This is a genomic window from Pseudarthrobacter sp. NPDC080039, assembly GCF_040702335.1.
Taxonomy (GTDB): domain Bacteria; phylum Actinomycetota; class Actinomycetes; order Actinomycetales; family Micrococcaceae; genus Arthrobacter; species Arthrobacter enclensis_A.
Genome location: NZ_JBFBKY010000003.1, coordinates 281,012 through 307,973, shown reverse-complemented (window position 1 = coordinate 307,973; position 26,962 = coordinate 281,012). Strand labels below are relative to the sequence as shown.

The 26,962-nt window shown below is 68.1% G+C and carries 24 protein-coding genes; 16 read left to right on the top strand and 8 right to left on the bottom strand.

Annotation, left to right across the window (positions count from 1 at the left end; all coding sequences use genetic code 11):
* Nucleotide 1: 1 nt before the first annotated feature.
* Genes AB0313_RS05395 through AB0313_RS05380 form a run of 4 tightly spaced genes read left to right on the top strand, consistent with a single transcriptional unit; the run spans nt 2 to nt 4,825 of the window.
* Nucleotides 2-1,747: a nitrite/sulfite reductase gene (locus AB0313_RS05395; RefSeq protein WP_366304086.1), complete on the top strand. Its 1,746-nt coding sequence runs from the start codon at nt 2-4 to the stop codon at nt 1,745-1,747.
* Entirely contained in the window at nt 1,747-2,475 is a 729-nt protein-coding gene (locus tag AB0313_RS05390; RefSeq protein ID WP_366304084.1) for a phosphoadenylyl-sulfate reductase, read from the top strand. Before AB0313_RS05395 ends, AB0313_RS05390 begins: the two co-directional genes overlap by 1 nt.
* Nucleotides 2,472-3,416: a sulfate adenylyltransferase subunit CysD gene (gene cysD, locus AB0313_RS05385; RefSeq protein WP_141942934.1), complete on the top strand. Its 945-nt coding sequence runs from the start codon at nt 2,472-2,474 to the stop codon at nt 3,414-3,416. The genes AB0313_RS05390 and cysD overlap by 4 nt, the downstream gene beginning before the upstream one ends.
* Nucleotides 3,416-4,825 (top strand): GTP-binding protein, encoded by a 1,410-nt coding sequence (locus tag AB0313_RS05380; RefSeq protein ID WP_141942932.1) that lies wholly within the window; start codon nt 3,416-3,418, stop codon nt 4,823-4,825. Before cysD ends, AB0313_RS05380 begins: the two co-directional genes overlap by 1 nt.
* A gap of 90 nt (nt 4,826-4,915) precedes the next feature.
* Here AB0313_RS05380 and AB0313_RS05375 read toward each other — a convergent pair whose 3' ends face one another.
* A complete protein-coding gene (locus AB0313_RS05375; protein ID WP_366304081.1) occupies nt 4,916-5,353 on the bottom strand; it encodes an SRPBCC family protein in 438 nt (145 codons plus the stop codon).
* A 74-nt stretch (nt 5,354-5,427) separates the two neighbouring features.
* Here AB0313_RS05375 and AB0313_RS05370 point away from each other — a divergent pair, with 74 nt between their 5' ends.
* From AB0313_RS05370 to AB0313_RS05340, 7 genes are all read left to right on the top strand, one after another.
* The gene (locus tag AB0313_RS05370; protein WP_366304079.1) at nt 5,428-6,594 is read left to right on the top strand and encodes an RtcB family protein; all 1,167 of its coding nucleotides are present in this window, start codon (nt 5,428-5,430) and stop codon (nt 6,592-6,594) included.
* A gap of 130 nt (nt 6,595-6,724) precedes the next feature.
* Entirely contained in the window at nt 6,725-7,855 is a 1,131-nt protein-coding gene (locus tag AB0313_RS05365; RefSeq protein ID WP_366304266.1) for an ABC transporter substrate-binding protein, read from the top strand.
* A 27-nt stretch (nt 7,856-7,882) separates the two neighbouring features.
* Nucleotides 7,883-8,608, top strand: coding sequence for an ABC transporter ATP-binding protein (locus AB0313_RS05360; RefSeq protein ID WP_141942926.1), 726 nt, complete (start codon nt 7,883-7,885; stop codon nt 8,606-8,608).
* On the top strand, nt 8,598-9,632 hold the full coding sequence (locus tag AB0313_RS05355) for an ABC transporter permease (RefSeq protein WP_307304597.1): 1,035 nt from the start codon (nt 8,598-8,600) through the stop codon (nt 9,630-9,632). The genes AB0313_RS05360 and AB0313_RS05355 overlap by 11 nt, the downstream gene beginning before the upstream one ends.
* A 221-nt stretch (nt 9,633-9,853) precedes the next feature.
* A complete protein-coding gene (locus AB0313_RS05350) occupies nt 9,854-10,312 on the top strand; it encodes an SRPBCC family protein (RefSeq protein WP_141942923.1) in 459 nt (152 codons plus the stop codon).
* A 74-nt stretch (nt 10,313-10,386) separates the two neighbouring features.
* Complete coding sequence (gene cobA / locus AB0313_RS05345) at nt 10,387-11,649, top strand: uroporphyrinogen-III C-methyltransferase (protein ID WP_366304076.1); 1,263 nt, start codon at nt 10,387-10,389, stop codon at nt 11,647-11,649.
* Between the two features lie 87 nt (nt 11,650-11,736).
* Nucleotides 11,737-13,203: an FAD-dependent oxidoreductase gene (locus AB0313_RS05340; RefSeq protein WP_366304074.1), complete on the top strand. Its 1,467-nt coding sequence runs from the start codon at nt 11,737-11,739 to the stop codon at nt 13,201-13,203.
* Nucleotides 13,204-13,297: 94 nt separating this feature from the next.
* On the opposite strand, the gene AB0313_RS05335 is transcribed toward AB0313_RS05340, so the two are convergent.
* From AB0313_RS05335 to AB0313_RS05325, 3 genes are read right to left on the bottom strand one after another with little or no spacing between them, the layout of a single operon-like run.
* Complete coding sequence (locus AB0313_RS05335; protein ID WP_366304072.1) at nt 13,298-14,536, bottom strand: SRPBCC family protein; 1,239 nt, start codon at nt 14,534-14,536, stop codon at nt 13,298-13,300.
* Nucleotides 14,537-14,564: 28 nt separating this feature from the next.
* The gene (locus tag AB0313_RS05330; RefSeq protein ID WP_141942917.1) at nt 14,565-15,392 is read right to left on the bottom strand and encodes a DUF1206 domain-containing protein; all 828 of its coding nucleotides are present in this window, start codon (nt 15,390-15,392) and stop codon (nt 14,565-14,567) included.
* 3 nt (nt 15,393-15,395) lie between these two features.
* Nucleotides 15,396-15,686, bottom strand: coding sequence for a hypothetical protein (locus AB0313_RS05325; RefSeq protein WP_366304070.1), 291 nt, complete (start codon nt 15,684-15,686; stop codon nt 15,396-15,398).
* 159 nt (nt 15,687-15,845) lie between these two features.
* Between AB0313_RS05325 and AB0313_RS05320 the strand changes: the two genes are divergently transcribed.
* Nucleotides 15,846-16,385: a hypothetical protein gene (locus tag AB0313_RS05320; protein ID WP_141942913.1), complete on the top strand. Its 540-nt coding sequence runs from the start codon at nt 15,846-15,848 to the stop codon at nt 16,383-16,385.
* Nucleotides 16,386-16,458: 73 nt separating this feature from the next.
* Here the strand turns inward: AB0313_RS05320 and AB0313_RS05315 are convergent, their stop codons facing one another.
* Nucleotides 16,459-17,139: a FadR/GntR family transcriptional regulator gene (locus AB0313_RS05315; protein WP_366304068.1), complete on the bottom strand. Its 681-nt coding sequence runs from the start codon at nt 17,137-17,139 to the stop codon at nt 16,459-16,461.
* A 4-nt stretch (nt 17,140-17,143) separates the two neighbouring features.
* On the bottom strand, nt 17,144-18,439 hold the full coding sequence (locus tag AB0313_RS05310) for an MFS transporter (RefSeq protein WP_366304066.1): 1,296 nt from the start codon (nt 18,437-18,439) through the stop codon (nt 17,144-17,146).
* 135 nt (nt 18,440-18,574) lie between these two features.
* Here AB0313_RS05310 and AB0313_RS05305 point away from each other — a divergent pair, with 135 nt between their 5' ends.
* Nucleotides 18,575-20,176, top strand: a complete 1,602-nt coding sequence (locus tag AB0313_RS05305) for a CYTH and CHAD domain-containing protein (RefSeq protein ID WP_366304064.1) — start codon at nt 18,575-18,577, stop codon at nt 20,174-20,176.
* A gap of 34 nt (nt 20,177-20,210) precedes the next feature.
* On the opposite strand, the gene AB0313_RS05300 is transcribed toward AB0313_RS05305, so the two are convergent.
* A complete protein-coding gene (locus tag AB0313_RS05300) occupies nt 20,211-21,647 on the bottom strand; it encodes a PucR family transcriptional regulator ligand-binding domain-containing protein (RefSeq protein WP_366304062.1) in 1,437 nt (478 codons plus the stop codon).
* Between the two features lie 167 nt (nt 21,648-21,814).
* Here AB0313_RS05300 and AB0313_RS05295 point away from each other — a divergent pair, with 167 nt between their 5' ends.
* Nucleotides 21,815-23,245 (top strand): aminobutyraldehyde dehydrogenase, encoded by a 1,431-nt coding sequence (locus AB0313_RS05295; protein ID WP_366304060.1) that lies wholly within the window; start codon nt 21,815-21,817, stop codon nt 23,243-23,245.
* Between the two features lie 82 nt (nt 23,246-23,327).
* Nucleotides 23,328-24,698 (top strand): 4-aminobutyrate--2-oxoglutarate transaminase, encoded by a 1,371-nt coding sequence (gene gabT, locus AB0313_RS05290; RefSeq protein ID WP_366304058.1) that lies wholly within the window; start codon nt 23,328-23,330, stop codon nt 24,696-24,698.
* Between the two features lie 79 nt (nt 24,699-24,777).
* Here gabT and rarD read toward each other — a convergent pair whose 3' ends face one another.
* Nucleotides 24,778-25,806 (bottom strand): EamA family transporter RarD, encoded by a 1,029-nt coding sequence (gene rarD, locus AB0313_RS05285; RefSeq protein ID WP_366304056.1) that lies wholly within the window; start codon nt 25,804-25,806, stop codon nt 24,778-24,780.
* A gap of 118 nt (nt 25,807-25,924) precedes the next feature.
* On the opposite strand from rarD, the gene AB0313_RS05280 reads away from it, so the two are divergent.
* The gene (locus AB0313_RS05280) at nt 25,925-26,920 is read left to right on the top strand and encodes a DNA topoisomerase IB (protein WP_141942898.1); all 996 of its coding nucleotides are present in this window, start codon (nt 25,925-25,927) and stop codon (nt 26,918-26,920) included.
* The last annotated feature ends 42 nt before the right edge of the window (nt 26,921-26,962 follow it).

Sequence of the window (26,962 nt, the reverse complement as noted above, 5' to 3'; positions counted from 1 at the left end):
CATGACTGATACAGCTCTAGCCGGAGCGTCCGCGGACTCCGCTGCTCCCAAGCGCCCCGCCCGCCCGTCCCGCCCCGCCGCAAAGCCGCACGGGCAGTGGAAAGTGGACGGCAAGACGCCGCTGAACGCCAACGAAACCTGGAAGCAGGAAGACGACGGCCTGAACGTCCGCGAGCGTATCGAGTCCATCTACGCCAAGGAAGGCTTCGACGCCATCCCCAGCCAGGACCTGCATGGCCGGTTCCGCTGGTGGGGCCTCTACACCCAGCGCAAGCAGGGGATCGACGGCGGTAAGACCGCCACGCTGGAACCGCACGAGCTTGAAGACAAGTACTTCATGCTCCGGGTCAGGATCGACGGCGGCGCGCTCACCACCGAGCAGCTGCGCGTCATCGGACAGATCTCCGTGGACTTTGCCCGCGACTCCGCCGACGTCACCGACCGCCAGAACATCCAGCTGCACTGGATCGAGGTGGAGAACGTCCCCGAAATCTGGCGCCGGCTCGAAGCGGTTGGCCTGTCCACCACCGAAGCCTGCGGCGACGTCCCGCGCGTGATCCTTGGTTCGCCCGTGGCCGGCATCGCCAAGGACGAGATCATCGACCCCACCCCTCTCATCGCGGAGCTGGGGGAGCGGTTCATCGGCAACCCGATCGTGTCCAACCTGCCGCGCAAGTACAAGACCGCCATCACCGGCCACCCCAGCCAGGACGTGGTCCACGAGATCAACGACATCGCCCTGGTGGGGGTCCGCCACCCGGAGCTCGGCGCAGGCTATGACCTGTGGGTGGGCGGCGCGCTGTCCACCAACCCGATGCTGGGCAAGCGCCTTGGCGCCTTCGTCCAGCCCGACCAGGCCGCAGACGTCTGGCTGGGCGTCACCAGCATTTTCCGCGACTACGGCTACCGCCGCATGCGCACCAAGGCCCGCCTGAAGTTCCTCCTGGCAGACTGGGGCACGGAGAAGTTCCGCCAGGTCCTTGAGGACGAATACCTGGGCTACAAGCTGGCCGACGGCCCGGCAGCGCCCAAGCCCGCCACCCCGGGCGACCACGTGGGCGTGCACGAACAGAAGGACGGCAAGTTCTTCATCGGCGCCACCCCGCTGGGCGGCCGCCTGTCCGGCTCCGGCCTGGTCAAGCTCGCCGACACCCTGGAGGCCCGCGGCTCCTACCGGCTGCGCACCACCCCGCACCAGAAGATCGTGGTGCTTGACGTCGATAAGCAGCATGTGGAGCCGCTCATCGCGGAGCTGGACGCCCTGGGCCTGTCCGCCCGACCGTCCGTGTTCCGCCGCGGCACCATCGCGTGCACCGGCATCGAGTACTGCAAGCTGGCCATCGTCGAAACCAAGATGACTGCCGCCACGGCCGTGGCCGAGCTGGAGCGCCGCCTGGCCGACCTCGCGGACTCGGGCCAGCTGCCCGCAGCCCTGTCGCTGCACATCAACGGCTGCCCCAACTCCTGCGCCCGCATCCAGACGGCGGACATCGGTCTCAAGGGCATGATGCTGCCAACGCCCGACGGCGATCCCTCCCCGGGTTTCCAGGTGCACCTGGGCGGCGGCCTGGCCAACAACGACCGCGAGGAAGCAGGCCTGGGCCGCACCGTCCGCGGCCTGAAGGTGTACGTCGACGACCTGCCCGACTACGTGGAGCGCGTGGTCCGGCGTTTCGTGGCCGACCGCGCCGAAGGCCAGACCTTCGCCGAATGGGCCCACGCAGCAGACGAGGAGGCACTGCAGTAATGGCAAAGCATCTCGCACCCGCACCCAAGCTCCGTTCCAAGGAAGAGCTCAAGGCCCTGGCCGAAGCCGGCGCCGGCGAGCTCGGCTGGGACGCTCCCGCCCGCGACGTGATCGCCTGGGTGGCGCGCAACTTCGACCTGCCCGCCGTCGCCGTCGCCTGCTCCATGGCCGACGCCGTCCTGCCGGCCCTGGTCGCGGACCAGATGCCCGGCGTCGACGTCCTGTTCCTGGAGACCGGCTACCACTTCCCGGAAACCTACGCCACCCGTGACGAGGTAGCCGCAAACCTCCGCGTCAACGTGGTGGATGTGCTGCCCGAGAACACAGTCGAGCAGCAGGACCGGCTGCTGGGCAAGGACCTCTTCGCCCGCGATGCCGCCCAGTGCTGCGCCCTTCGCAAGGTGGCGCCGCTGCAGCGCACCCTGGCCGGCTACGAACTCTGGTTCACTGGCGTCCGCCGCGACGAGGCCCCCACCCGTACCAACACGCCGCTGGTCAGCTGGGACGAGAAGAACGGCCTGGTCAAGGTCAACCCCATGGCCGCCTGGAGCTTCGACCAGCTGGTCCAGTACTCGGACGACAACCTTTTGCCCGTCAACCCGCTGCTTTCCCAGGGTTACCCCTCCATTGGCTGCCAGCCCTGCACCCGCAAGGTGGCGCCCGGCGAAGATCCCCGCGCCGGCCGCTGGGCAGGAACCGACAAGACAGAATGCGGACTACACGTATGAGCACTTCACTTACCGAGGAGACCCAGGTGACCGAGGCCGGCGTCTCAACCCGACTGTCCAGCCTGGACACCCTTGAGTCCGAGGCCATCCACATCATCCGCGAGGTGGTTGCCGAGTTCGAGAAGCCCGCCCTGCTGTTCTCCGGCGGCAAGGACTCCGTGGTGATGCTGCACCTGGCCACCAAGGCGTTCTGGCCGGGCAAGGTGCCGTTTCCCGTGCTGCACGTGGACACGGGCCACAACTTCCCCGAGGTCATCGCCTTCCGCGACCGCACCGTTGAGCGCCTGGGCCTGAAGCTGGTGGTGGGCTCCGTGCAGGAGTTCATCGACCGCGGCGAGCTGGCAGAGCGCGCCGACGGCACCCGCAACCCGCTGCAGACCGTCCCGCTGCTGGACGCCATCCAGCAGAACAAGTTCGACGCCGTGTTCGGCGGCGGCCGCCGCGACGAGGACAAGGCCCGCGCCAAGGAGCGCATCCTGAGCCTCCGCGACGAATTCGGCCAGTGGGACCCGCGCAACCAGCGCCCCGAGCTGTGGAACCTCTACAACGGCCGCCACACGGTGGGCCAGCACGTCCGCGCGTTCCCCATCAGCAACTGGACCGAGCTGGACATCTGGCGCTACATCGAGCGCGAAAACATCGAGCTGCCCGGCCTGTACTACGCCCACCAGCGCGAGGTCTTCGCCCGCGACGGCATGTGGCGGGCTGTGGGTGAAGTCTCCCAGCCCCGCGAGGGCGAAGAGGTCATCACCAAGACCGTCCGCTACCGGACCGTGGGCGACATGTCCTGCACCGGTGCCGTGGAGTCGAACGCCTTCACGGTGTCCGACGTCGTGGTTGAAGTTGCCGCCTCCACCCTGACCGAACGTGGCGCCACCCGTGCAGATGACCGCATCTCCGAGGCCGCCATGGAAGACCGCAAGAAGGATGGGTACTTCTAATGACCACGATTTCTGAGATCCCGGCGGGCTCAATCAACGAAGCCCTGCCCACCACCCTCTTCCGCTTTGCCACCGCGGGATCGGTCGACGACGGCAAGTCCACCCTGGTGGGCCGCCTCCTCCACGATTCCAAGGCCATCCTCGCTGACCAGCTCGACGCCGTCGCCCGCACCTCGGCCGACCGCGGCTTCGGCGGCGACAAGGGCGGGATCGACCTGGCCCTGCTGACCGACGGCCTGCGCGCCGAACGCGAACAGGGCATCACCATCGACGTGGCCTACCGCTACTTCGCCACCGACCGGCGCAGCTTCATCCTTGCCGACTGCCCCGGGCACGTGCAGTACACCAAGAACACGGTGACGGGCGCATCCACTGCGGATGCCGTCGTCGTACTCATTGACGCCCGCAAGGGTGTCCTGGAGCAGACCCGCCGGCACCTGTCCGTGCTGCAGCTGCTGCGCGTGGCGCACGTGATCGTGGCCGTGAACAAGATCGACCTGGTGGACTTCAGCGAATCCGTGTTCCGCGACATCGAAGCCGACGTCCAGCAGGTGGGCCGCGAACTGGGCCTCGGCGCGGACGGCATCTCCGACCTCCTGGTCATCCCGGTCTCGGCGCTCGACGGCGACAACGTGGTGGACCGCTCGGAACGGACCCCCTGGTACACCGGCCCCGCCCTGCTCGAGGTCCTCGAAACCCTCCCGGCCGCGGATGAGCTCGAAAGCCACCTGGAGAGCTTCCGCTTCCCGGTCCAGCTGGTCATCCGGCCGCAGGGCGCCCTGGCTCCCGACGCCGTCGCCGCAGGCCTGGACGTGGAGGCGTACCGCGATTACCGCGCGTATGCCGGGCAGATCACCGAGGGGTCCGTGAAGGTGGGGGACCAGGTCTCCGTGCTGACCCCCGGCCAGGCGCCGCGGACCACCACCGTGGTGGGCATCGACTTCGCCGGTGCCTCGCTGGCGGAAGCCGCCGCCCCGCAGTCGGTGGCCATCCGGCTGGCAGATGAGTTCGACGTCGCCCGCGGTGACACCATCGCCGCCGCCGGCACCGTCCGCGAAGCCTCCGCCGACCTGTACGCAGCCCTGTGCTGGCTCTCGCCCAAGCCGCTGCGCGAAGGCCAGAAAGTCCTGGTCAAGCACGGCACCCGCACCGTGCAGGCCATGGTCCGCAGCGTGTCCGGGAAGCTGGACCTGGCCACCTTCAAGCTCGAGGGTGCCTCCAGCCTGGAGCTCAACGACATCGGCCACGCGCAGCTCCGGCTCGCCGCGCCGCTGCCGCTGGAGAACTACCTGCACCACCGCCGCACCGGCGCGTTCCTGGTCATCGATCCGCTGGACGGCAACACGCTGGCCGCCGGCCTGGTCAAGGACCACCCGGGCGACCACGAGGACGAGCGCTACAGCATCTAGGCTCATCCAATTCGCCGGAACCCTGCGGGGTCGCCGTTCCTGAACGGCGATCCCTGCAGCGTTCCGGCGAATTGGCGGTTAAGGGCAGGACTAACCGCGCCCCTCGAGGATCGCCTTGAGCCGCTGCAGGTCCTTCCGGTTCTCGCGGCGCATCATCGGTTCCATGACCAGCCCGGCCAGCCGGGAGAAACCCGAGGGGCTCCCGCTGTTGCCAAGCGTCATCCGGGTCCCGCCGCCGTCGTCCGTCCACGTGTAGGTGGTCTGCATGGGAAAGGGGCCCTGGTCCGTGCGCATCACCAGCTTGTCGCCCGGGACGTACTCCACGAACTCGTACCTGTAGTTGAGCTCCCGGCCCAGGAACTTCGCGGTGAAGGCTACCTTCGAGCCCGGGCCCAGCGGGCCGCCGTCCAACCGCTGCGAGGAATGGATGTTCACATACCACCGGGGCGCGTTGTCCGGGTCCGCCGCGAAGTCCGCCACGTCGGCGCGCGGCCTGTCGATGTGGATTTCCGTCTGGACGTCGACCATGGCTGCTTCTCCTCTCGAAGGCGGGGTTAGCCTAGGACTTACCCTAGTCCTGGTCACCGCGGCGGGAGGCGGCAGTGGAAACCATCAGCCCCAAGCTCTTGAACTGGGCGTCCATCCTGGATGACAAGACCCGCCAGCAGGCGGTCATGACAGCGGACCTGCCGTTCATCTACCCGCACCTTGCGCTGATGCCGGACGCGCACCTGGGCAAGGGTGCCACCGTGGGGTCGGTTATTCCCACGCTCCGCGCGATTATCCCCGCCGCGGTCGGCGTGGACATCGGCTGCGGGATGATCGCCGTCCGCACCCAGTACTCCGTGCAGGACCTGCCACAGGACCGGAAGAGCCTCCGGGAGGACATCGAGCGGGTCATTCCGTTGTCCGCGGGGCACAACAACAGGACCGTCCTTCCCACGGCGGAGCCCCGGATCGCCGAGCTGAAGCGGCGGGCGGCGAGGGCCGGCTTCAACCCGGCCCAGTACGTGGCCAAGTGGGAGCTGCAGCTTGGCTCCCTGGGCTCGGGCAACCACTTCATCGAAGTCTCGGCGGATGAGCACGACGGCGTATGGCTCTTCCTGCATTCGGGCTCGCGGGGCATCGGCAACAGGATTGCCCAGCACCACATCGGCGTGGCACGGCACGTCGGCCGCAAGCATCAGGCCTACCTGCCTGATCCCGACCTCGCCTATCTGGACGAAGGCACGCCCCAATTTGACCGGTACATCGCCGAACTCCGCTGGGCCCAGCACTTCGCGCTGCTGAACCGGGAGGAGATGATGGACCGCGTCACCGCCCAGTTCAGCCGCTGGGTGGGCGGGAATGTGCGGGAGCTGGAACGGATCAACTGCCACCACAACTTCACGGAGCAGGAGACGCACTACGGCAAGCGGGTGTGGGTATCCCGCAAGGGCGCCATCAAAGCCGACCTCGGCGATCCCGGACTGATCCCCGGGTCCATGGGAACGGCGTCGTATGTGGTGGAAGGCCGCGGCCACCCGGCGTCGCTGAACTCCTCCCCGCACGGCGCCGGCAGGGAGTACTCACGCAACGCCGCCCGGAAGACCTTCACACTGGAGGAACTGAAGCGGGCCATGCGGGGGATCGAGTTCCGTGCGTCGGAGTCGTTCATTGATGAGATTCCTGCTGCGTACAAGCCGATCGACCAAGTCATGCAGGACGCCGCAGACCTGGTGACGGTGCGGCACAAGCTGCGGCAGCTGGTCAACGTCAAAGGCAACTGAATGCGTGAAACCGGGTGGCAGCGCGGCCAAATGTGACGCTAGATGAACGTGCGTGACCCCCCGTTTCCGCGTCATTGAACGGGTTTGGGCCACTCCCTATGGTGAAACAATGACTAGTTCCAAGCCCGGGATGACCCGCATCGTGGCCGGCGAAAGCGCGGTCCCGAAGCGCAAGCGCGCCATCGAGGCTGCCCTGGCCCTCGGGCTTGTCCTGCTGATCGCCGTTGGGGCCGTAGTGGCCTCGAACCTCTCGCGCAATTCCGAAGCCCAGGCCGCCGAACCCACCCCGGCAGCGGAGCTGAAACTTGGCTACTTCGGCAACGTCACCCACGCCCCGGCCCTGGTGGGCGTCAAGAAGGGCTTCCTGGCCGAGGCTTTGGGAAGCACCAAACTCAGCACCGAGACCTTCAACGCCGGACCGGCCGCGATCGAAGCCCTCAACGCCGGAGCCATCGACGCCGCCTACATCGGCCCCAACCCGGCCATCAACTCGTTCGCCAAGAGCCAGGGCGAGTCGGTGCGCGTCGTCGCCGGCGCCGCTGCGGGCGGTGCGCAGCTGGTGGTCAAACCCGGGATCACCTCGGCCGCGGACCTCAGGGGCAAAACCCTCGCAACGCCGCAGCTCGGCGGCACCCAGGACGTCGCCCTCCGCGCCTGGCTAACCAAACAGGGCTACAAGACCGGCGTGGACGGCAGCGGCGACGTCGCCATCAACCCCACGGACAACGCCCAGACCCTGAAGTTGTTCCAGGACGGAAAGATCGACGGCGCGTGGTTGCCTGAGCCGTGGGCCTCCCGCCTGGTGCTCCAGGCCGGAGCGAAGGTGCTGGTGGACGAAAAGGACCTGTGGGACGGAACCGGAACGGGCAAGCCCGGCGAGTTTCCCACCACCATCCTGATCGTGAACCAGAAGTTCGCCGCGGAGCACCCGGACACGGTCAAGGCCCTGATCAAGGGCAACGCGGACTCCGTGGCCTGGCTCAACTCGGCGCCCGCGGTTGAAAAAGCCGAAGTCATCAACGCGGCCCTGCAGGAGTCCGCCGGTGCAGCCCTGCCCGGCGATGTCCTGGCCCGGTCCCTGGCCAACATCACCTTCACCCTCGACCCGCTGGCCGGCAGCTACCCCAAGCTGCTGCAGGACGGCGTGGACGCAGGCACCACCAAGAAGGCCGACATCAACGGCCTCTTCGACCTCCGCGCGCTCAACCAGGTAACCGGCAGCGCCAACAAGATTTCAGCAGCCGGCCTCGGCCAGGACTGACCCACCCAACTAGCTAAGGACGCCACCATGCCAGTGGTACTGGAACACCTGGGCAAGCGCTTCGGCGACGGCGCCCCGGTACTGGACGACGTCAACGCCAACATCCGGCAGGGCGAGTTCGTTGCCCTCCTCGGTGCCTCCGGCTGCGGTAAGTCCACCCTCCTGAACATCATCGCGGGACTTGAAGCGCCGACGTCGGGCGCCCTGGAAGTGCCGAGCGACGGTGCCGCCTTCATGTTCCAGGACGCGGCTCTGTTTCCCTGGCTGACCGCCCGGGAGAACATCGAGCTGGCCCTGAAGCTCCGCGGCGTGGGCAAGGCCGAGCGCCGCGCCAAGGCCCAGGAGCTCCTGGAACTGGTACACCTGGGTTCCGCGGGGGACAAACGCCCGCACGAACTGTCCGGCGGCATGCGGCAGCGCGTCTCCCTGGCCCGCTCACTGGCCCAGGACCGGCAGCTGCTGCTCATGGACGAACCCTTTGCCGCGCTCGATGCCATCACCCGCGACCTGCTGCACGACGAACTGGAACGCATCTGGAAGGAAACCGGGCGCACCATTGTCTTCGTCACGCACAACGTCCGCGAGGCCGTGCGCCTGGGCCAGCGCGTCCTGCTGCTGTCTTCCCGCCCCGGCCGCGTGGTCCAGGAATGGGCCGTCACCGAGGAACACCGAACCGACGCCGGGCTCGCCGGCCAGCTGACCGGGGTCATCACCGCCCGGCTGCGGGAGGAGATTCGCCGCCATGCCAAGTAAGTCCCTGTCCGGCTCCGCGCCGAATGCCGCCCCCGCCCCTTCGCCGGACGGCTTCCGTCCTTCGGACGAAGCGTCCGGCTCCGGAAGGCCCGATGCCACTCCCTGGGCGGCAACCGGCGCTGCGCCCGCAGCCCACGTGCATGCCGCCTTGACCCGCACGTCCAGCGGGCACGAGGACCTCCGGGAGCTGGAGTCCGGCCTGGATTCCCTGCAGTCCGACGCCGACCGCAAGCACCGCATTGACTGGAGCCGCATCCTGCTGCCCGTGGCTGCCCTGGTGGTCCTGGTGCTCGTTTGGCAGTTCTACGTCTCGCTCGGCGTGAAGCGGCGGGACCTGGTTCCCGGCCCGCTGGACGTGGTGGGCCAGATGGGGCTGCTCTGGAGCGAAGGCAAGCTGCAGCAATCCATGTGGACCTCCCTGCAGCGCGGTGTGGTGGGCTTCCTGATCTCGGTTGCGATCGCCACGCCGGTCGGCCTGCTGCTGGCCCAGGTCGCCCCGCTGCGGCGCGCCTTTGGGCCCCTCATCTCCGGGCTGCAGGTCCTGCCCTCCGTGGCGTGGGTCCCGGCCGCCATCATTTGGTTCGGCCTCACGGACGCCACCGTGTATTTCGTGGTGTTCATGGGTGCCATCCCGTCCATCATCAACGGGCTGATTTCGGGCGTGGACCAGATCCCGCCGCAGTACCGCCGGGTTGGAACGGTCCTGGGTGCGTCCCGGCTCCAGATGGCCCTCCAGATTGTCCTTCCGGCCGCGCTGCCTGGTTACCTGGGCGGCCTGAAGCAGGGATGGGCCTTCTCCTGGCGCTCCCTCATGGCCGCGGAGATCATCGCCGTGGGCGGCACCATCGGCTTCGGCCTGGGCTCCCTGCTGGACCAGGGCCGCACTCTTTCCGATATGTCCGTCGTCATGGCCGCCATCCTGCTGATCCTCGGCGTCGGCATCCTCATTGAACTGCTGGTCTTCGGGCCCATCGAGAAGCGGCTCCTCCGCAGCCGGGGCCTCCTGGCCGGCAGCACCCGCTGACCCAGCCCCTCCAAACGCACCGCTAGAGCCCGACGGCGACCTCCCGCCGTCGGGCTCTTGCCGTTCCTGACGCGTTTGCGTGTCTTTTGGCCTGTCCCTATGAAGTCCACCTGCACCGGTGCGGCCGCCAGTCGGTGCAGGTGCCAAAAGTTTCGCATTTGGGTCCGGCTGATTGGGCAGGAGTGCCTCGCGCCATACCGCCCCCATGGCAGACTGGCGCCATGACCGCCAGCTTCGTATGCCGCACCGAGTCGCCCCTGGCCGTGGAAGAGCTGTTCGACAGGGCGCGCAGCATCGACCTGCACCTGGACTCCCAGAAGGACTCGGGGGAGCGGGCGGTGGCAGGAGTGACTACCGGCCTGATCGGGGACGGCCAGGAGGTCACCTGGCGGGCCCGGCACTTCGGGCTCCCGCTCACCATGACCAGCCGCGTCACCCAGCTGGACTTCCCCCGCAGCTTCACGGACGAACAGGTCAAGGGCCCGTTCAAGGCCTTCCGCCATGTCCACGAGTTCGAACCAACAGCCATGGGCAGCGTCATGACGGACCGCGTGGTGTTCACCGCCCCGCTGGGAGTCCTGGGCGGCGCCGTCGAACGCTTCGTCCTGGCCAGGTACCTCAGAAAGCTCATCACCGCGCGCGGCCACTTCCTGGCTGGCTGGAGCCAAAACCCTTTGTGACGCAGCGTTACCTTACGTGAACTGGTGTTGCTCGGCCTTTGTTGGGCAATGTGACGCGGCCATACCGTTGATCCATGGCAATTCAGGACATTTATCCCACCGCGCTGCGGCTGCTCGGCCGCCCGGTGCTGGTGGTGGGCGGCGGCCCCGTTGCTGCCCGCCGTGCCAAGGGACTGCTCGACGCCGGTGCCGTGGTCACCGTCGTGGCCCCGGTTGCCTCGCCCGCGCTCCAGGAGATGGTCGACGCCGGCCTGCTCACCTGGGAAGCGCGCCCCTACCTTTCAACTGACATCGACGGCGCCTGGTTCGTCCAGACCGCGACCGGCGACGCGGAAGTGGATGCGAAGGTCTCGTCCGACGCCGAGGCCCAGCGGATCTGGTGCGTTAACGCCTCCAACCATGAAGCGTCAGCCGCCTGGACCCCGGCCGTCGCGGAGGTGGACGACGTCAAGATCGCCGTCAACGCCGGGGGAGACCCCCGCCGCGCGATGGCCGTCCGTGACGCGGTGGCCACCGCCCTGGAGACCGGCGATCTCCCGCTGCGCCGCCGCCGCGCCCACCAGGGAAGCGTGGCGCTCGTGGGCGGCGGTCCCGGCGACACCGGCCTCATCACCGTGAAAGGCCGCCGGCTCCTGGGCCAGGCCGACGTCGTGGTCGCCGACCGCCTGGGACCCCGCGAACTGCTGACTGAACTCGCCCCCGACGTCCGCGTCATCGAGGTCGGCAAGACGCCCGGCCACCACCCCGTGCCACAGGCGGAGATCAACCGCATCCTCGTTGAGGAGGCCCTCAAAGGCCACCGTGTGGTCCGGCTCAAGGGCGGGGACCCCTACGTCCTGGGCCGCGGCGGCGAGGAGGCCGAATACTGCCGGCAGCACGGCGTCGAAGTGGAAGTGGTTTCCGGCGTTACGTCAGCCATCTCCGTTCCCGCCGCCGCCGGCATCCCGGTCACGCACCGCGGCCTGGCCAAGGGCTTCAGCGTGGTCACTGGCCACGAGGAACTGTCCGAGATCCCGGCCCGCGCAGACCACACCATCGTCCTGCTCATGGGAGTGGGCCAGCTGCGCGAATCCGCGTCCGCGCTGGGCGAAGCCGGACTGCCCCTGGACACCCCTGTTGGTATCGTGGAAAACGGCTATTTGCCGGACCAGCGCGTCACCATTGGCACGCTCGGCTCCATCGCCGACCAGGCCCACGCCGCCGGCGTCGCAAATCCTGCCGTTGTTGTCATCGGTGACGTGGTGCGCGTAAGCCCGTTCGCGCCGGCGCACTTCAAAACCGCTGACTACAGCACCACCACCCCGAACAGCCCCCGCAAGACCGCCCTTACCCCCTGAAACCCATCGATTGCTCCGTAACTGCCGTTATGAGCCTTCAAAACGGCGATAACTCAGCAATCGATGCAGAAGAAAAGGAACACAGCCGTGTCATCCAGCACTACCGTAGGTTCTGCCGAACGTCCGCTGCGCGTCGCCGTCGTGGGCTCCGGCCCGGCCGGCGTCTACGCCGCTGACATCCTCACCAAGAGCGAAGCCGTCAAGAGTGGAGAGCTGACCGTCAGCATCGACCTCTTTGACCGCTACCCGGTACCCTACGGCCTGATCCGCTACGGCGTGGCCCCGGACCACCCCCGCATCAAGGGCATCGTCAACGCCCTGCACAAGGTGCTGGACCGCGGCGACATCCGCTTCTTCGGCAACGTGGACTACGGCACGGACCTCACCATCGAGGACCTGCGCACCCACTATGACGCCATCATCTTCGCCACCGGCGCCATCAAGGATGCTGACCTGAACATCCCCGGCGTGGAGCTGGAGGGCTCGTTCGGCGGCGCAGATTTTGTCTCCTGGTACGACGGACACCCGGACGTCCCGCGCGAATGGCCGCTGGAGGCCAAGGAAATCGCGGTCATCGGCAACGGCAACGTGGCCCTTGACGTGGCCCGCGTCCTGTCCAAGCACGCGGACGACCTTCTGGTCACCGAAATCCCGGACAACGTCTACGCCGGCCTGAAGAACTCCCCCGTCACCGACGTGCACGTCTTCGGCCGCCGCGGCCCCGCCCAGGTCAAGTTCACCCCGCTGGAGCTGCGCGAACTGTCCCACTCCAAGGACGTGGACATCATCCTGTACCCGGAGGACTTCGAGTTCGACGAGGAATCGGACCGCCAGATCCAGACCAACAACCAGACCAAGACCATGGTGGGCACCCTCACCAACTGGATCGCCGAGCAGCCGGAGGACCTCTCCGAGCTGAAGGCTTCCCGCCGCCTGCACCTGCACTTCCTGCACAGCCCAGTGGAGATCTACGACGACGCCGAGACCCCGGGCAAGGTTGCGGGCATCAAGTTCGAGCGCACCGAATTGGACGGCACCGGCAACGCCCGCGGCACCGGAGAATTCGTGGACTACCCTGTCCAGGCCGTCTACCGCGCCATCGGCTACTTCGGCTCCGCCCTGCCGGACGTCGAGTTCGACCACAAGAAGGGCGTGGTCACGAACGACGGCGGCCGCGTCCTGGACGCCGACGGCCAGCACGTGCCCGGCCTCTACGCCACCGGCTGGATCAAGCGCGGACCCGTGGGCCTGATCGGCCACACCAAGGGCGACGCCCTGGAAACCGTGACCTACCTGCTGGAAGACCGCGAAAACCTGCCGGTGGCTTCCGCCCCGCAGGAGGACGCCGTCGTTGAACTGCTCGATGCCCGCGGCGTGAAGTTCACCAGCTGGGAAGGCTGGCTGGCACTGGACGCCCACGAGCTCGCCCTCGGTGCTGCGGCCACCGAGGCCGGCGGCTCGCACGGCGTCGAGGTCAAGCGTGAGCGCATCAAGGTGGTGCCGCGCGGGGACATGGTGGACATCTCCCGCGACGGCGTCTCTGCGCAGGTCTAGGACCTGAAAGCCGGTTAGCGGCTAAAAGCGAAGGAACCCCAGGGCCATTGGTCCCGGGGTTCCTTCGCTTTGACGGCTGTTTAACCCGGCCGCGCTATTTGCCCGCGCCGCCAACGGCCATGAGTTCCAGGCGCCGCAACGTCTCGCGGTTGCGCGCCGAAATCACGGGGTCGCGCAGGAACTTTGGCATGAGCCTGCCGGGCCCGCGGATGGCGTCCTCGGCAATGGTTACCCGGCACTGGTTGCCCCGGTCCTCCAGCCTGATGTCCACCTTGGCCTCGCCCATTGGCCAGCCGCGCGCCACGAGCTCAAGGGAACGGCCCGGTTCGACAGCGGTGACGCGGGTGCTGTCGTTGATGACCAACGGCCAGGCGCCTACGGAGTGGTGCAGCTGGGCTCCGGGCCCTGGCCACTCGGCGTCCACGTCCCGGATCCGGGACGCGCCCACCACCCACCCGGAGTAGAGCCAGCCGTCGGCGATGACGCGCCAGACGTCGGCAGCGGAGGAATTGAACAGCAGCGAGACAGTGGACATGGGCTTCCTTCCGGTTCCGGTGGTGCTTTTCCCGCGCTTCGCAAGGGAGCCCGGGTGGGGTACGACGGCGGGAGGTGCGGGCTGCCGGGCCGCCAGGTAGGACGGCTTCCGCAGGCGGCGCGTCCACCCGTAGGCCTCGGCCCCGGGCGGCTGGTTCGCCAGCGGATCGAAGCGCAACGGGATGTCACCGGGACTGGGGCCCGCGTTCAGCCGCAACTCGCCGCACTCGCGCCATGCGCCGCCCGGTGTGGCCCAATGCAGCCCAAGGACCCACTCCCCGGAAGCCAGTGACCCCGCCGGGAGGCTCCGCGTCCGCAGGCCCAGCAGCACGGGACCTTGCCGGCCGCGGTACGGCATGAGCGTGGTCATGGTCGCCCCGGCGACATCCAGCCGCGGCACCAGCAGGAACCGGCCGGGCAGCCCCCACCCCGTGGAGGCGAAAAGGACGTCCGCGGGCCCGGAACCATCGGACCCGGCGCCAGGGGAGCCAGGGCCGGCGGCTGCATCGCCGGACGGCGAAACGCGGAGGGCCAGGCCCAGGATGTCCGGCAGCGCCTGCGGCAAACCCAAAGACCTGGAGAACCGCGCCACCACCTGGTCGGCGCCGGGGGAGTCCAGCCAGTCGATGCCGCTGGCCCCCGCAGGGTTTCCGGTCCTGTCCAGGGTCCCGCTGAGCCCCAGGCCCTGCGGATGGATCGGCCGGTCAGGCCTGGCAATCTTCAAAAGCCGGAAGAGGGCAGCAAAAGCCTGCCCGGCACTTCCGGTGACGGCGGAATCAACGCGCAGCTGCTGGGTCATACTTTCTTCCTACCCACAAACCTCCGGACTACATGCGGCCGAACCGGGCCCGGATCAGCGCGAAGATGCCGTAGGCGATGAAACCGGCGCCGATCAGCGTCAACAGGGGTGGCCCGAAAGGGTGGCCCTGCAGGGCCTTGAGGCTGCCGTCCAGCCCGGTGGACTCATCCGGCCGGTGCTTGGCGGCGGCAACGATGAAGAGCAGTCCGGTGAGGTCCAGCGCAATACCCTTGGCCACATGGCCGGTGACCCCCAGGGTGTCGATGAGCCTGCCGCGCCGGGTGCCCTCGAAGCGGAACAGTTCCTCCTTGAAGCCCCGCCGGAATCCTTTGGCCATGAAGTAGATGCCAATGCCCAGGACGGTCAGGCCCAGGGCCACGAGGACCCACGGCCCCAAGGGGTTGGCCATCAGGCGGGCGCTGAAGTCCCGTGTGTTTTCGCCGGAGTCGCTGCGCTGCCCCAGGGCAAAGCCCGCAAAGGTCAGCCCCACACTGCCATAGGCAACGGCCAGGAACCCCGACGACACCAGTTTGGCCAGCCGCTCCTTACGCGGAAGGCTCCGGGCGCGCAAGGTTGCTTCGCTGGCCTGCCACACTGCCAGGCCGAGGCACGAGACCACGCAGAACCACATCACGGCGGGGCCCCACGCGTTGTCTGCCAGCTGGGCAATGGCACCGGTGGGTTCCGCATCGCCCGGATGGCCGAAAGCGATCGCAACGGCGATGGCGCCGACAATGATGTGGAGCAGTGCCATGACGGCAAATCCCGCGCGGGCCAGGACGTCCAGGGCCTTTGCGTTGGACGCCTCCTCGACAACGTCCGCTGCCTGGCTGAGGGTGGATTCGCCGTCGGACATCTCTTAGCCGTTCATCGGCCCTTCGGCCCGCAGCTTCTCCGCTCCCGGGCCCTCGACGAGCACGGTGCAGCGGACCACCAACTGCCCGGGGGCGTTGTCCAGCTCCACCAGGGACTCGTCCGCGCTGAGGACGGTGAATACCTCGGACCCTGCCACCACGTCCACACCCTTGGACTTCGCCGTTTCCCGGGCATTCCGCAGCGCCTCGCGCTCCAGGCCGTCCACGTAGCCGCTGTCACTTTCCCGGGCCGGGTTGCCGAAGGCCCAGCCGAACAATGTCCCTGTATTTCCCATGGCGACGATATTACGCGGTCGCTCCGCTGCCGGGACGGGCTTTCGTAATATTAGTAAGTGTGCTTACCATGGGCGCACCATACCTCGATGGAACACGGCAAGCGAAGTCCGCAGCACAGCGGCAACCGGATCCAGTTCACTACGTTAGGAATGCACATCATGGCAGGAAATCTCATTGCCCGTTCAGTTCACGACCTGACGGCGGCAGCATGGTTTGGTGGATCCCTGATGGGCGCCATTGGGCTTAACGGGGCAGCGGCCCAGGCCAAGGACCCCGCCGAGCGCACCCGGCTGTCCAGCGCCGGCTGGATGAAGTGGGCGCCGATCCAGACCGCGGCGTTCGCCTCCCACCTGGTGGCGGACCTCGCCATCGCATGGGAGAACAAAGGCCGCATCGCCAAGCAGGAAGGCGTGGCCCGCGATACCGTCATCAAGACGGCGGTGACCGTGGTGGGAGCGGCGGTGACCCTGTACTCGGGCATCCTGGGCAAGAAGGTGGACAAGCTGGCCGGTGAAGGCGCCGAAGGTGCAACGGAGCCGCACGCCGCGGCCTCGGATGAGCTGAAGAGCGCCCAGCAGCAGCTCAAGCTCCTGCAGTGGGCCATCCCCGGCTTCGCTGCCCTGGTGATCATTCTTGGTGCCAAGCACGGCGAGATGCAGCGTCCCAAGAACGTCCTGGTGGGCCTCCGCCGCGACTAGGGCGGGTCAGGAACACAGCGCTTGCGACGGCGGCCCGGTACGAAAGTGCCGGGCCGTCGCCGTGTCCCCGGGGCTACTCCGCCAGCCACTCAGCGCAGGAGTTCAGGTTCCGGTTCACGGTGGCCACGGCAGCGTCCGGGTCCCGCTGTTCGATGGCCGCCAGCAGGGTTTCGTGGCCGTCGCGGGGGAGCCCGTTGAAGCCGGGGCGGCGCTGCTGCTTGAGCAAATCCTGGTGGAACACCGTTCCGAAGCTCGCGTAGAGCTCGTGCAGGAGCGGATTGCCGGACGCCCGGGCCACCCCTTCGTGGAAGCGCCAGTCGGCGTCCGCCCAGGCCTCGAAGTCCCCGTTGTTCCAGGCCCGGTCCCGGGCGGCGAGCAGGGCGCGCAGGGAGGCGGCGTCGTCCTCCGATGCGTTGCGTGCGGCCAGCCGGGCGGCCTGGGTGTCCAGGCCCAGCCGCACCTCCAGGATGTGCTGCTCCGTGTGGTCCTGGTACATGCGGCGGGCCGCGCCGGACATCTCGCTCGTGGCGCGAACGTAGGTACCGTCCCCGCGCCGAACCTCCAGCATGCCGCCGTGCGCCAGGGCTTTGACTGCCTCGCGGAGGGTACCCCGGGAGACGCCGAGGGTGGCCATAAGCTCGGGTTCGGGCGGGATGCGCTGGTTCAGCGGCCACTCGCCGGAGTGGACCATTTCCCGCAGCTTTGCCGTCACTTCGGCGGCGAGCGGCTGCCGGACTGAAGGGCTCAGGGACATGGCGCTACTTCCCTTTCGCTGTCCGGCCGGCGGCGGCGCCCGCGGACCTGCCGGGCATCAGGGGCCCGGTGATCAAGTGGGATACCACCACCTGGGCCAATGACAGCACCAGCAGCAGCACCAGCGGCAGGGCCCAGCCGCCCGTGGCGCTGTGCAGCAGGCCCATGCCGAACGGTCCGGCGGTGGCCAGCAGGTACCCCGAGGACTGGGCCAGGGTGGACAGCGCGGTGGTCTCGGCGGTGCTGGTACCGCTCCGGCTGATCATCACCATCACCAGCGGGAAGATGCCCAGCCCAAAGCCCAGGAGGACAGCGGGAATGGCGGCCAGCGCCCCGGGGAGGGCCAGCAATGCCGCGATCCCCAGGACCATGGTGATGCTTACCAGGTAGAACGCAGGGCGCAGCATTCCCGGCCGGGCACCGATGGCGATCAGCACCATGCCTGCCGGCACGGACACCAGCTGCATCAGGCCGAACATCAGCCCGCTCGCGGACGCGTCCATGCCCATGGTGGTCAGCATGTACGGGAACCAGCTCAGCAGGGCGTAGGCCAGCAGGGCCTGAAGGGTGAAGATCGCGGTAAGGAGCTGGCCTTTCCGGCTGCGCAGCAGCGGCCACGGGGACACGTGGGCGGACGGGCCCGGGACGGTGCTGCGGTGCGCCTGCAGCGCCACGGGCAGGAAACCCAGGAAGGCGGCCACAGCCGCGATGCCCACGGCGCCCACTGCGGCGGACGGGGAACCCAGGGCCTGTGCCAGCGGTACCACCATGACCGAGGTCAGGGTGCCGCCCGTGGTCATGGTCACCGTGTAGACGGCCGTCATGAGCGAGGTGCGGGCGGCAAAGTGCTCGCGGATGAAGGAGGGCATGGCAACGTTGCAGACGGCCAGCCCGGACATGCCCACCACGCTGCCCGCCACGAGCATCCCGGTGGCGGGAATGCCTCGCAGCAGCAGTCCGCCGGCCAGCATTGCCAGGGACAGCAGGATGGCCTTCTCTACGCCGAGCCTGCCGGTCAGCCAGGAGGTGGCCGCGCCGGCAACGGCAAAGCAAAGCGTGGGGATGGACGGGATCACGGCTGCCACCAGTGCCCCGTAACCCAGTACTGCCTGGAGGTCGTGCAGCAGGGCGGATGCTCCGGTGATGCCGGCACGCAGGTTCAGCCCGATCAGCACCAGCGCAATCACTGCGGACACGACGGCGGACCGGGGCCTGGCAGGGGCCGTGGATCCGGGGGCGGCCCGGGCTGCCACTGGTGCGTCTGCGTGTGCGGGGGCGGAGGCGGGGGGACTGGCAGGCATACCCTCCACCCTAAAGGTTAGACGTTTGATGTTTCGGATTTTGTGGGCAACCTCTCGCAGGTTCCCCTCCTGGAATAGACTGCCAACGGACTGTCGGAGGGCCTGGCACAGACCAGGCAGGGCGGAAGGACGGCTGTGGAGGCATCCCGGGGACTCGAGATTGAGAAGAAGTACGAGGTCGACACCGGCGCCGAGGTGCCGGCCTTGGAGCAGGCCGCAGGCGTGGCCCGGGCCGGAAAGCCGCACACCGACCTCCTCGAGGCCGTGTACTTTGATACGCCCAGGCACCGCTTGGCTGCCCGCCGCATCACGCTCCGCCGCCGCACCGGCGGCAAGGACGCCGGATGGCACCTGAAGCTGCCCCCGTTAGTGCCCGTCCCGGGGGATGGTCCCCAGCAGCGGACGGAACTGCACGCACCCCTCGGCCGGCCGGACGTCGTCCCGGACAGCCTGCTCACCCACCTCCACGCCTACCTCCGGGGGGCGGAGCCGGTGCCGGTGGTACGCCTGGAAACCCGCCGCACCACCTACCCCCTCTACGGGGAAGACGGCGTGCACCTCGCCGACCTTGCCGACGACCAGGTCACCGCCGTGCGGCTGGAGGACGGGCATGACGACGAGGCAACGCGGCAGGAATGGCGCGAATGGGAGCTGGAGCTGGTCCACGGGGACCCGGAAATCTTCGGGCCGGTGGAGGAACTGCTGAGCGCTGCCGGGGCCCGGCCCGCCGGGCACGCCTCCAAGCTGGCCCGTGCCTTGGGCACCGGAAAGGCATCCCGGAAGCTGGGGGCGGCCGGCGCGGACGGCAATGGCGCTGCGGAGGACGAGGGCAGCCCCGCGCTCCTGGCGGGAAAACGTGCCCCCGCAGCCGCCGTCGTCACCGTTTATGTGGCCGCGCAGATCGACCAGATCCTGGCCGGAGATGCCGCCGTCCGGCTGGAGGAACTGGACGCCGTGCACGCCATGCGGTCCGCCACCCGCCGCATCCGCTCCGTCCTGGCTGCCTACGGCAGGCTCTACCGCGCCTCTCCGGTGCGGAAGCTGCGGAGCGAGCTGAAGTGGCTGGGCCAGCTGCTCGGCCAGCCGCGGGACGCCGAGGTCCTGCGGGCGGAGCTCCGCGAACAACTGGCAGGACTGCTGCCGGGAGATGACGGCGTTGCCGCTGCCACGGCAAGGATTGAAGAGCGCACCGGCGGGGATTACGACGGCGGGTACCGGCTTTTGCAGGCAGCGCTGCAGTCGCCGCGCTACTTTCGGCTCCTGGACAAGCTCGAGGATTTCCGCGACAACCCGCCGGTGCGGGCCGAGGCAGTGGCGCAGGGACGGCGGGTGGCAGCGAAAGCGGTGGACAAGGCCGCCAAGCGGCTGCGGCGTTCGCACAAGGCGGCCAAGGCAGCACGGCGGGGCACGGACCAGGAACTGGCCCTCCACCGGGTGCGCAAGGATGCGAAGCGGCTCCGCCACGTGGCCGAGTCCGCAGCACTGGTCCACGGCAAGCGCGCCGGCAAGGTGGCAAAGGCCGCCCGCCGGCAGCAAAAAATCCTGGGCAGGTTCCAGGACGCCGTGGTGGCCCGCGACCTGCTGGCCGCCATTGCCGGCGAGTACAGTGACCCGGCCACCGCGGGCATCTACGCGCAGCTGCTCAACCAGCAGGAGGAGCGGATGCTGGCCGCCCAAGCCGGGCACCGGAAGGCGTGGAAGAAGTCCCGCGACCTGCTGGGCCGCGGCGTCATTTGAGCCTTGCCGTTATTGGTCCTGCGGGACGGCCTGCCTACTTTCCCTGCCGCGCGGACAACCGGGCCACGGCCAGGGCCAGCCACAGCTGCACCCGGTCCGCGGTGACGGCGGGGTCATAACCGGTGAGCTCGGTGATCTGGGCCAGCCGGTACCGCACCGTGTTGCGGTGCAGCGTGAGTTCCTCCGCCACCGCGGCCACGGATCCGTTGTTGTTCAGGTAGCTCTCCAGCGTGGCCATCAGTTCCGAGCCGTGCGCGGCATCGAAGGCCCGCAAAGGGTTCAGCGACTCATGTGCCATGTCAGCCAGCGGGACATCCTCGCTGGCCAGCAGCAGCGACGTCAGGCTCAGCCGCTCCGGTTCGTTGACCGGCAGGCCATGGCTGGCGGCGTCGCGCGCCTCGAAGTAGCTCCAGCGCAGGCCGTTCGGCTTCGTGTACGCCCCGCCGATGCCGATCGTGGCATGGATGCCGGCTTCGGCGAGGTGGTCGCTGAGCTTGCGTGCCAGCGCAGGTGCCGTCCCGCCGTCGTCATTGACCACCAGCACCAGGTCCTTGCCCACGACGGCGGCCACGGACTTCTCCAGTTCGTGCGGCACCGACGTGCTGCCCAGGGCCTTCCCGTGCGCCGCCGAAACGGCCAGCAGCACCACGTTCTTGCGGGTGCTGTTCACCCCCACGCCCGCCAGGCGGCGCTGCGCCTCACTGGTTTCCAGCGCCCCGTGGATGACGTCCTCCAGCACCTGGCCGCACAAGGCGCGCTGGGCCTGCCGCTGCTTGACCATGTTGTTCAGCTCCACGCTGATCAGGTTCTGCGCGTAGCCGATGATGCCTGTGTCCTCGAACGGCTGGCGCACCCACAGGGTGCAGGCGTCGCGGCGTCCCGTGGGCACGGGGTAGCTGGCCCAGGTATCCGCCGACGGGTGGGCGGTGCTGCTGTTGTACAGCTGCGCCGTGAACTGGGTCAGTGCTACGTCTGTGCGCAGCATGCCGCCCAGGTTCTTCAGCAACTCCGCCAGGCCCCCGCCGGTCAGCAGCGCCCGCGCCAGCACCTGGTGGCCCGCAATCAGCCGTTCCAGTTTGGCGTAGTGGTCCGCCGACTGGGCGTCCGCCACCAGCTTGGTGATGGCGATGAAGGGTGTTTCGTAGGGCACTTCCACCACGGGCAGGCCCCACCGGTTTGCCTCGGCCAGGAGGGCGGGGGGCACCACCTCATGTGACAACCCCACCCCGAATCCGATGCCCACCGCCCCCGCGCGCTGCACTTGGCGGACAAAACGGCGCTGCTCAGGGGCGGACCGCAGCCGCAGGCCGGTGGTGAGGACCAGTTCACCCCCATTGAGGAACCGCTGCGGATCCTCCAGTTCGGTCACCGCCACCCAGTTGATGTCCTGGTTCCAGGTCGTCTCCGCCACGCCCGCCTTGGACAGCTTCAAGGAGGTCACGCCCACCAGGGCAGCAAGGGAAATGGCCATGAAGCAAGGATAAACGTGAGCTGGGCAACCGCACTAAACCCCTTCGGCAAGGGTGTGCAGGTGGCTATTCACCCGGCTTGGGCGCTGGCATAGGCTCAAGGCAGTTCCATCCATCCGTCCCGGTCTCCGCCCGGCGCCGATGGCCCTTACGAAAGAGGTTGCACACCGTGGTCCAAACCTTGCAGAACTTCATCAACGGGGAGTTCGTCACCCCCTCCGGCACCACCCTGCTGGACGTCGTCAACCCCACCAACGGCGAGGTCGTGGCACACGCCCCCGTCTCCGTGCAGGCCGACGTGGACGCCGCCATGGACGCGGCCAAGGACGCCTTCAGGACCTGGAAGCACGTCACCCCCGGTCAGCGCCAGCTGATGCTGCTCAAGCTTGCCGACGCCATCGAGGCCAACAGCGACGAAATCGTCGAGGCCCAGCACCGGAACACCGGGCAGGTCCGGTCCCTCATCGCCTCCGAGGAAGTGGCCGCCGGCGCCGACCAGCTGCGCTTCTTCGCGGGTGCTGCCCGCATCATGGAAGGCAAGTCCGCCGGCGAATACTTCGAGGGCCACACCTCCTACGTCCGCCGCGAACCCATCGGCGTGGTGGCCCAGGTGGCGCCGTGGAACTACCCCTTCCTCATGGCCATCTGGAAGATCGGCCCTGCGCTCGCGGCCGGCAACACCGTGGTCCTCAAGCCCTCCGACACCACCCCCGAATCCACCCTTGTGCTGGCGCGCCTGGCCGGGGAAATCCTGCCGGCGGGCGTCCTGAACGTGGTACTCGGGACCGGAGAAACCGGCGCCATGATGGTGGAGCACAAGGTTCCCGGCCTGGTGTCCATCACCGGGTCCGTCCGTGCCGGCATCGCGGTCGCTTCCGGGGCGGCCAAGGGCCTCAAGCGCGCCCACCTGGAGCTGGGCGGCAAGGCCCCGGCCATCGTCTTCGCGGACGCGGACATCAAGAAGAGCGCCGCGGCCATCGCCGAGTTCGCCTTCTTCAACGCCGGCCAGGACTGCACCGCCATCACCCGCGTGCTGGTGGAGGAATCAGTGCACGACGACGTTGTGGCCGCCATGGTGGAGCACACCCGGACCCTGCACACAGGCTCGCAAAACGATGAAGACAACTACTTCGGCCCGCTGAACAACGTCAACCACTTCAACGCCGTGACCTCCGTGGTGGAGAACCTGCCCGCCAACTGCCGGATCGAAACCGGCGGCCACCGGGCGGGGGAGAAGGGCTACTTCTTCGAACCCACCATCATCACGGGCGCCAAGCAGACCGACGACGTGGTGCAGAAGGAAACGTTCGGCCCCGTCATCACCGTCCAGAAGTTCAGCACCGAGGAAGAAGCTGTGGCCCTGGCCAACGACGTGGACTACGCCCTGGCCTCCAGCGTCTGGACCACCAACCACGGCACCGCCATGCGGCTCAGCCGCGACCTGGACTTCGGTGCCGTCTGGATCAACACCCACATCCTCCTCACCGCCGAAATGCCGCACGGCGGCTTCAAGCAGTCCGGCTACGGCAAGGACCTCTCCATGTACGGCGTGGAGGACTACACGCGCATCAAGCATGTGATGTCCGCCCTCGACGCCTGACCCCGCCAGCACCCTAACCTCGCTTCGCTTCGGCCAGGGAACCCGGCCGGCGTAGGCCCACCAGTAAGAGAAAGTAATCGCAATGACCACCACAGCATCAGACATCACGTACCGACTGGAGCAGAAGCGCAACGTCCAGGCCGACTTCCCGGGCCCCAAGTCCGTGGCACTGACCGAACGCCGCAAGTCCGTGGTGGCAGCCGGCGTCGCCTCCAGCGTCCCGGTCTACGTTGCAGACGCCGACGGCGGAATCATCCACGACGTCGACGGCAACTCCTTCATCGACCTCGGCTCAGGCATCGCCGTGACCAGCGTGGGTGCCTCCGACCCCGCCGTCGTGGGCGCCGTCAAGGAAGCCGTGGAGCACTTCACCCACACCTGCTTCATGGTCACGCCGTACGAGGGCTACGTGGCCGTCGCTGAGCAGCTGAACCGGCTCACCCCGGGCGACCACGAAAAGCGCACCGTCCTCTTCAACTCCGGCGCCGAGGCAGTGGAGAACGCCGTCAAGGTGGCCCGCCTGGCCACCGGCCGGGACGCCGTCGTCGCCTTCGACCACGCCTACCACGGCCGCACCAACCTGACCATGGCGCTGACCGCCAAGGCCATGCCGTACAAGACCAACTTCGGCCCGTTCGCCCCCGAGGTCTACCGGATGCCTATGAGCTACCCGTACCGCGAGGAAAACCCCGCCATCACCGGTGCCGAGGCAGCCAAGCGCGCCATCACCATGATCGAGAAGCAGATCGGCGGCGACCAGGTTGCCGCGATCATCATCGAACCCATCCAGGGCGAAGGCGGCTTCATCGTCCCGGCCGAAGGCTTCCTGCCGGCACTGGCCGCCTGGGCCAAGGAAAAGGGCATCGTCTTCATCGCCGACGAGGTCCAGTCCGGCTTCTGCCGCACCGGTGAATGGTTCGCCGTCAACCACGAAGGCGTCGTCCCGGACATCCTGACCATGGCCAAGGGCATCGCCGGCGGCATGCCGCTGTCCGCCATCACCGGCCGCGCCGACCTGCTGGACGCTGTCCACCCGGGCGGCCTGGGCGGCACCTACGGCGGCAACCCGGTAGCCTGCGCCGCTGCGCTGGCCGCCATCGGCTCCATGGAGGAGTACGACCTCAACGGCCGCGCCCGCCACATCGAGGAACTGGCCCTGGGCCGCCTCCGCGACCTGCAGGCAGAACTGGCCGGTGCGGGTACCGCCGTGATCGGCGACGTCCGCGGCCGCGGTGCCATGCTCGCCGTCGAACTCGTCCAGGCCGGCTCCAAGGAACCGAACCCGGACCTGACCAAGGCCGTGGCCGCCGCCTGCCTGAAGGAAGGCGTCATCATCCTCACCTGCGGCACCTACGGCAACGTCATCCGCCTGCTGCCGCCGCTGGTCATCACCGATGAGCTGCTCTCCGACGGCCTGGAAGTCCTCGCCGCCGCCATCAAGGCCCACGCCTAACCGGGACGACTCCTCCCGGCAACACCAGGAGGGCGGCCCCGCAGATGCGGGGCCGCCCTCCTGCTTTAAACGTTTCTATTCAGCCGGCCCGGCGGAGCGCGGCCCTGCGCGCCAAGGAGTTCCTGCGGGCGGCGCCCAGCATGTCCAGGGTCAGCAGCAACAGCGCCAGCCATACCACCCCGAATCCGATCCAGCGCTCAACGGTCATTGACTCGCGGAACACCAGCAGGGCCACCAGGAACTGCAGGACGGGAGCAAAGTACTGGAGGAGCCCGATAGTGGTCATGGGCAGCCGCCGTGCGGAAGCGCCGAAGAAGAGCAGCGGCACAGCGGTGATCACGCCGGAAGCCAGCAGCAGCCAGAAGTGTCCCGCACCCTGCGACGTCAGGGTTGAAGTGCCCCCGGCCGCCAGGACCACCATGGCCACGGCGGCCAGCGGGGCGAGCACCATGGTCTCCACGCTGAGGCTGGTGATGGCATCCACCTTCGACCCCACCCGGTTCTTTACGAAGCCATACAGGCCAAAGCTGAACGCCAGCGTCAGGGCGATCCAGGGCAGTTTTCCGTAGGAGTAGGTCAGGACGCCCACAGCCACGAAGCCGACGCCGACCGCGGCCCACTGGAGCGGGCGGAGTTTCTCCTTCAGGACGAGTACGCCCAGCAGGACCGAGACCAGCGGGTTGATGAAGTAGCCCAGTGAGGTTTCCACGGCCTGGCCGGTGGTCACGCCATAGGTATAGGTCAGCCAGTTGATGGCGATCAGGAAGGCGGCCAGCGCCAGGGAACCGAAGACCCGCCGGTCCTTCAGCGCCGCGCCCAGCACCCGCCACGCCCTGGTGACGGTGATCAGGAGCGCGCAGAACAGCAAGGACCACACCACTCGGTTGGCGACGATTTCGACGGCGCCCGCGGGCATGAGGATGAAGAAATACAGGGGCAGCAGCCCCCACAAAACGTAGGCGCCGATGCCGAAGAGCATTCCCGTCGTCGTGTCCTTCGCCGCCGGCTTGGGACCCTTCGCTGAAGGGTTATCCGCCGGGGAGCCCGGCGCCGGTGAAGCGCCGGTAGGGGAGGTGGCTACGGACGTGGCGGGGATTCCTTCTGGCATGGGCACGATGTCCATAACAGCAGCCGCCGGACAGGTATTCCAGCACGCAGGCAGCAATCCGGAAAATAATCAGTAGGCTTGCTTTCATGAAATGTGCGCCTTTCCCGGAGCCCGCCCCATGAGGCTCCGGCGCAGCAACGCTTCCGGCCGCGGCTACCGCCGGGTGGCCGCCGGCACGGGCTTCAGTTATCGGGACCTGGATGGATCCACCCTGCCGCCCGGTCCCGTCCGGGACCGGCTGGAAAGCATCGGCATCCCGCCGGCATGGACGGACGTCTGGATTGCACCCTTTGAGAACGGCCATATCCAGGCCACCGGGGTGGACGCGGTGGGCAGGCGCCAGTACATCTACCATCCGGAGTGGCGCGAGCGTAAGGACCGGGTGAAGTTCGACCGGTCCCTCCAGCTGGCTGAATCGCTGCCCGCAGCCCGCCGCCGCGTCACGATGGACCTCCGCAGCGACGGGTTCACCCGGGAGCGCGTGCTGGCCGGGGCGTTCCGGATGCTGGACAGCGGCTCCCTCCGGGTGGGGTCGGAGCGGTACACCAACGAGAACGGCAGCCGCGGGCTGGCCACCTTGTTGTGCGCACACGTCCAGGTGCGGAAGGACCGGATCCTGCTGCGGTTCCCGGCCAAGAGCGGCAAGGACTGGGAATCCGAAATCCGCGACCCCGACCTCGCCGTCCTGCTGCGGCTGCTCAAGCGCCGCGGGCCCAACGCCCGGCTTCTTGCCTACAAGGAGGGCAGGAGGTGGCGTCCGGTCACCAGCGCTGACATCAATGCCTATGTGAAGGAGCGCACCGGCTCCGACTTCACGGCCAAGGACTTCCGGACGCTCCGCGGGACCGTGGCCGCTGCCGAAAGCCTGGCCCGTACCGGCCCGCAGCGGACGGCCGCCAAACGGAAGCGCGCCATCAGCCGGGCCATGCACGACGCCGCAGAGACGCTGGGAAACACTCCTTCCATTGCCCGGAAGAGCTATGTGGACCCCCGGGTGGTGGATCATTACCACGACGGCGAAACCATCGATCCCAAGCGGCTTGACTCGGCGGAAGCGGAACTGCGGGCGCTGCTGTACCGCGAAGGCAAGGTGGTGGCGCTTGCCGCCAACTAGAATGGGGGACTGTGCGGGGCACCATGCTGCGCACCCTCATGG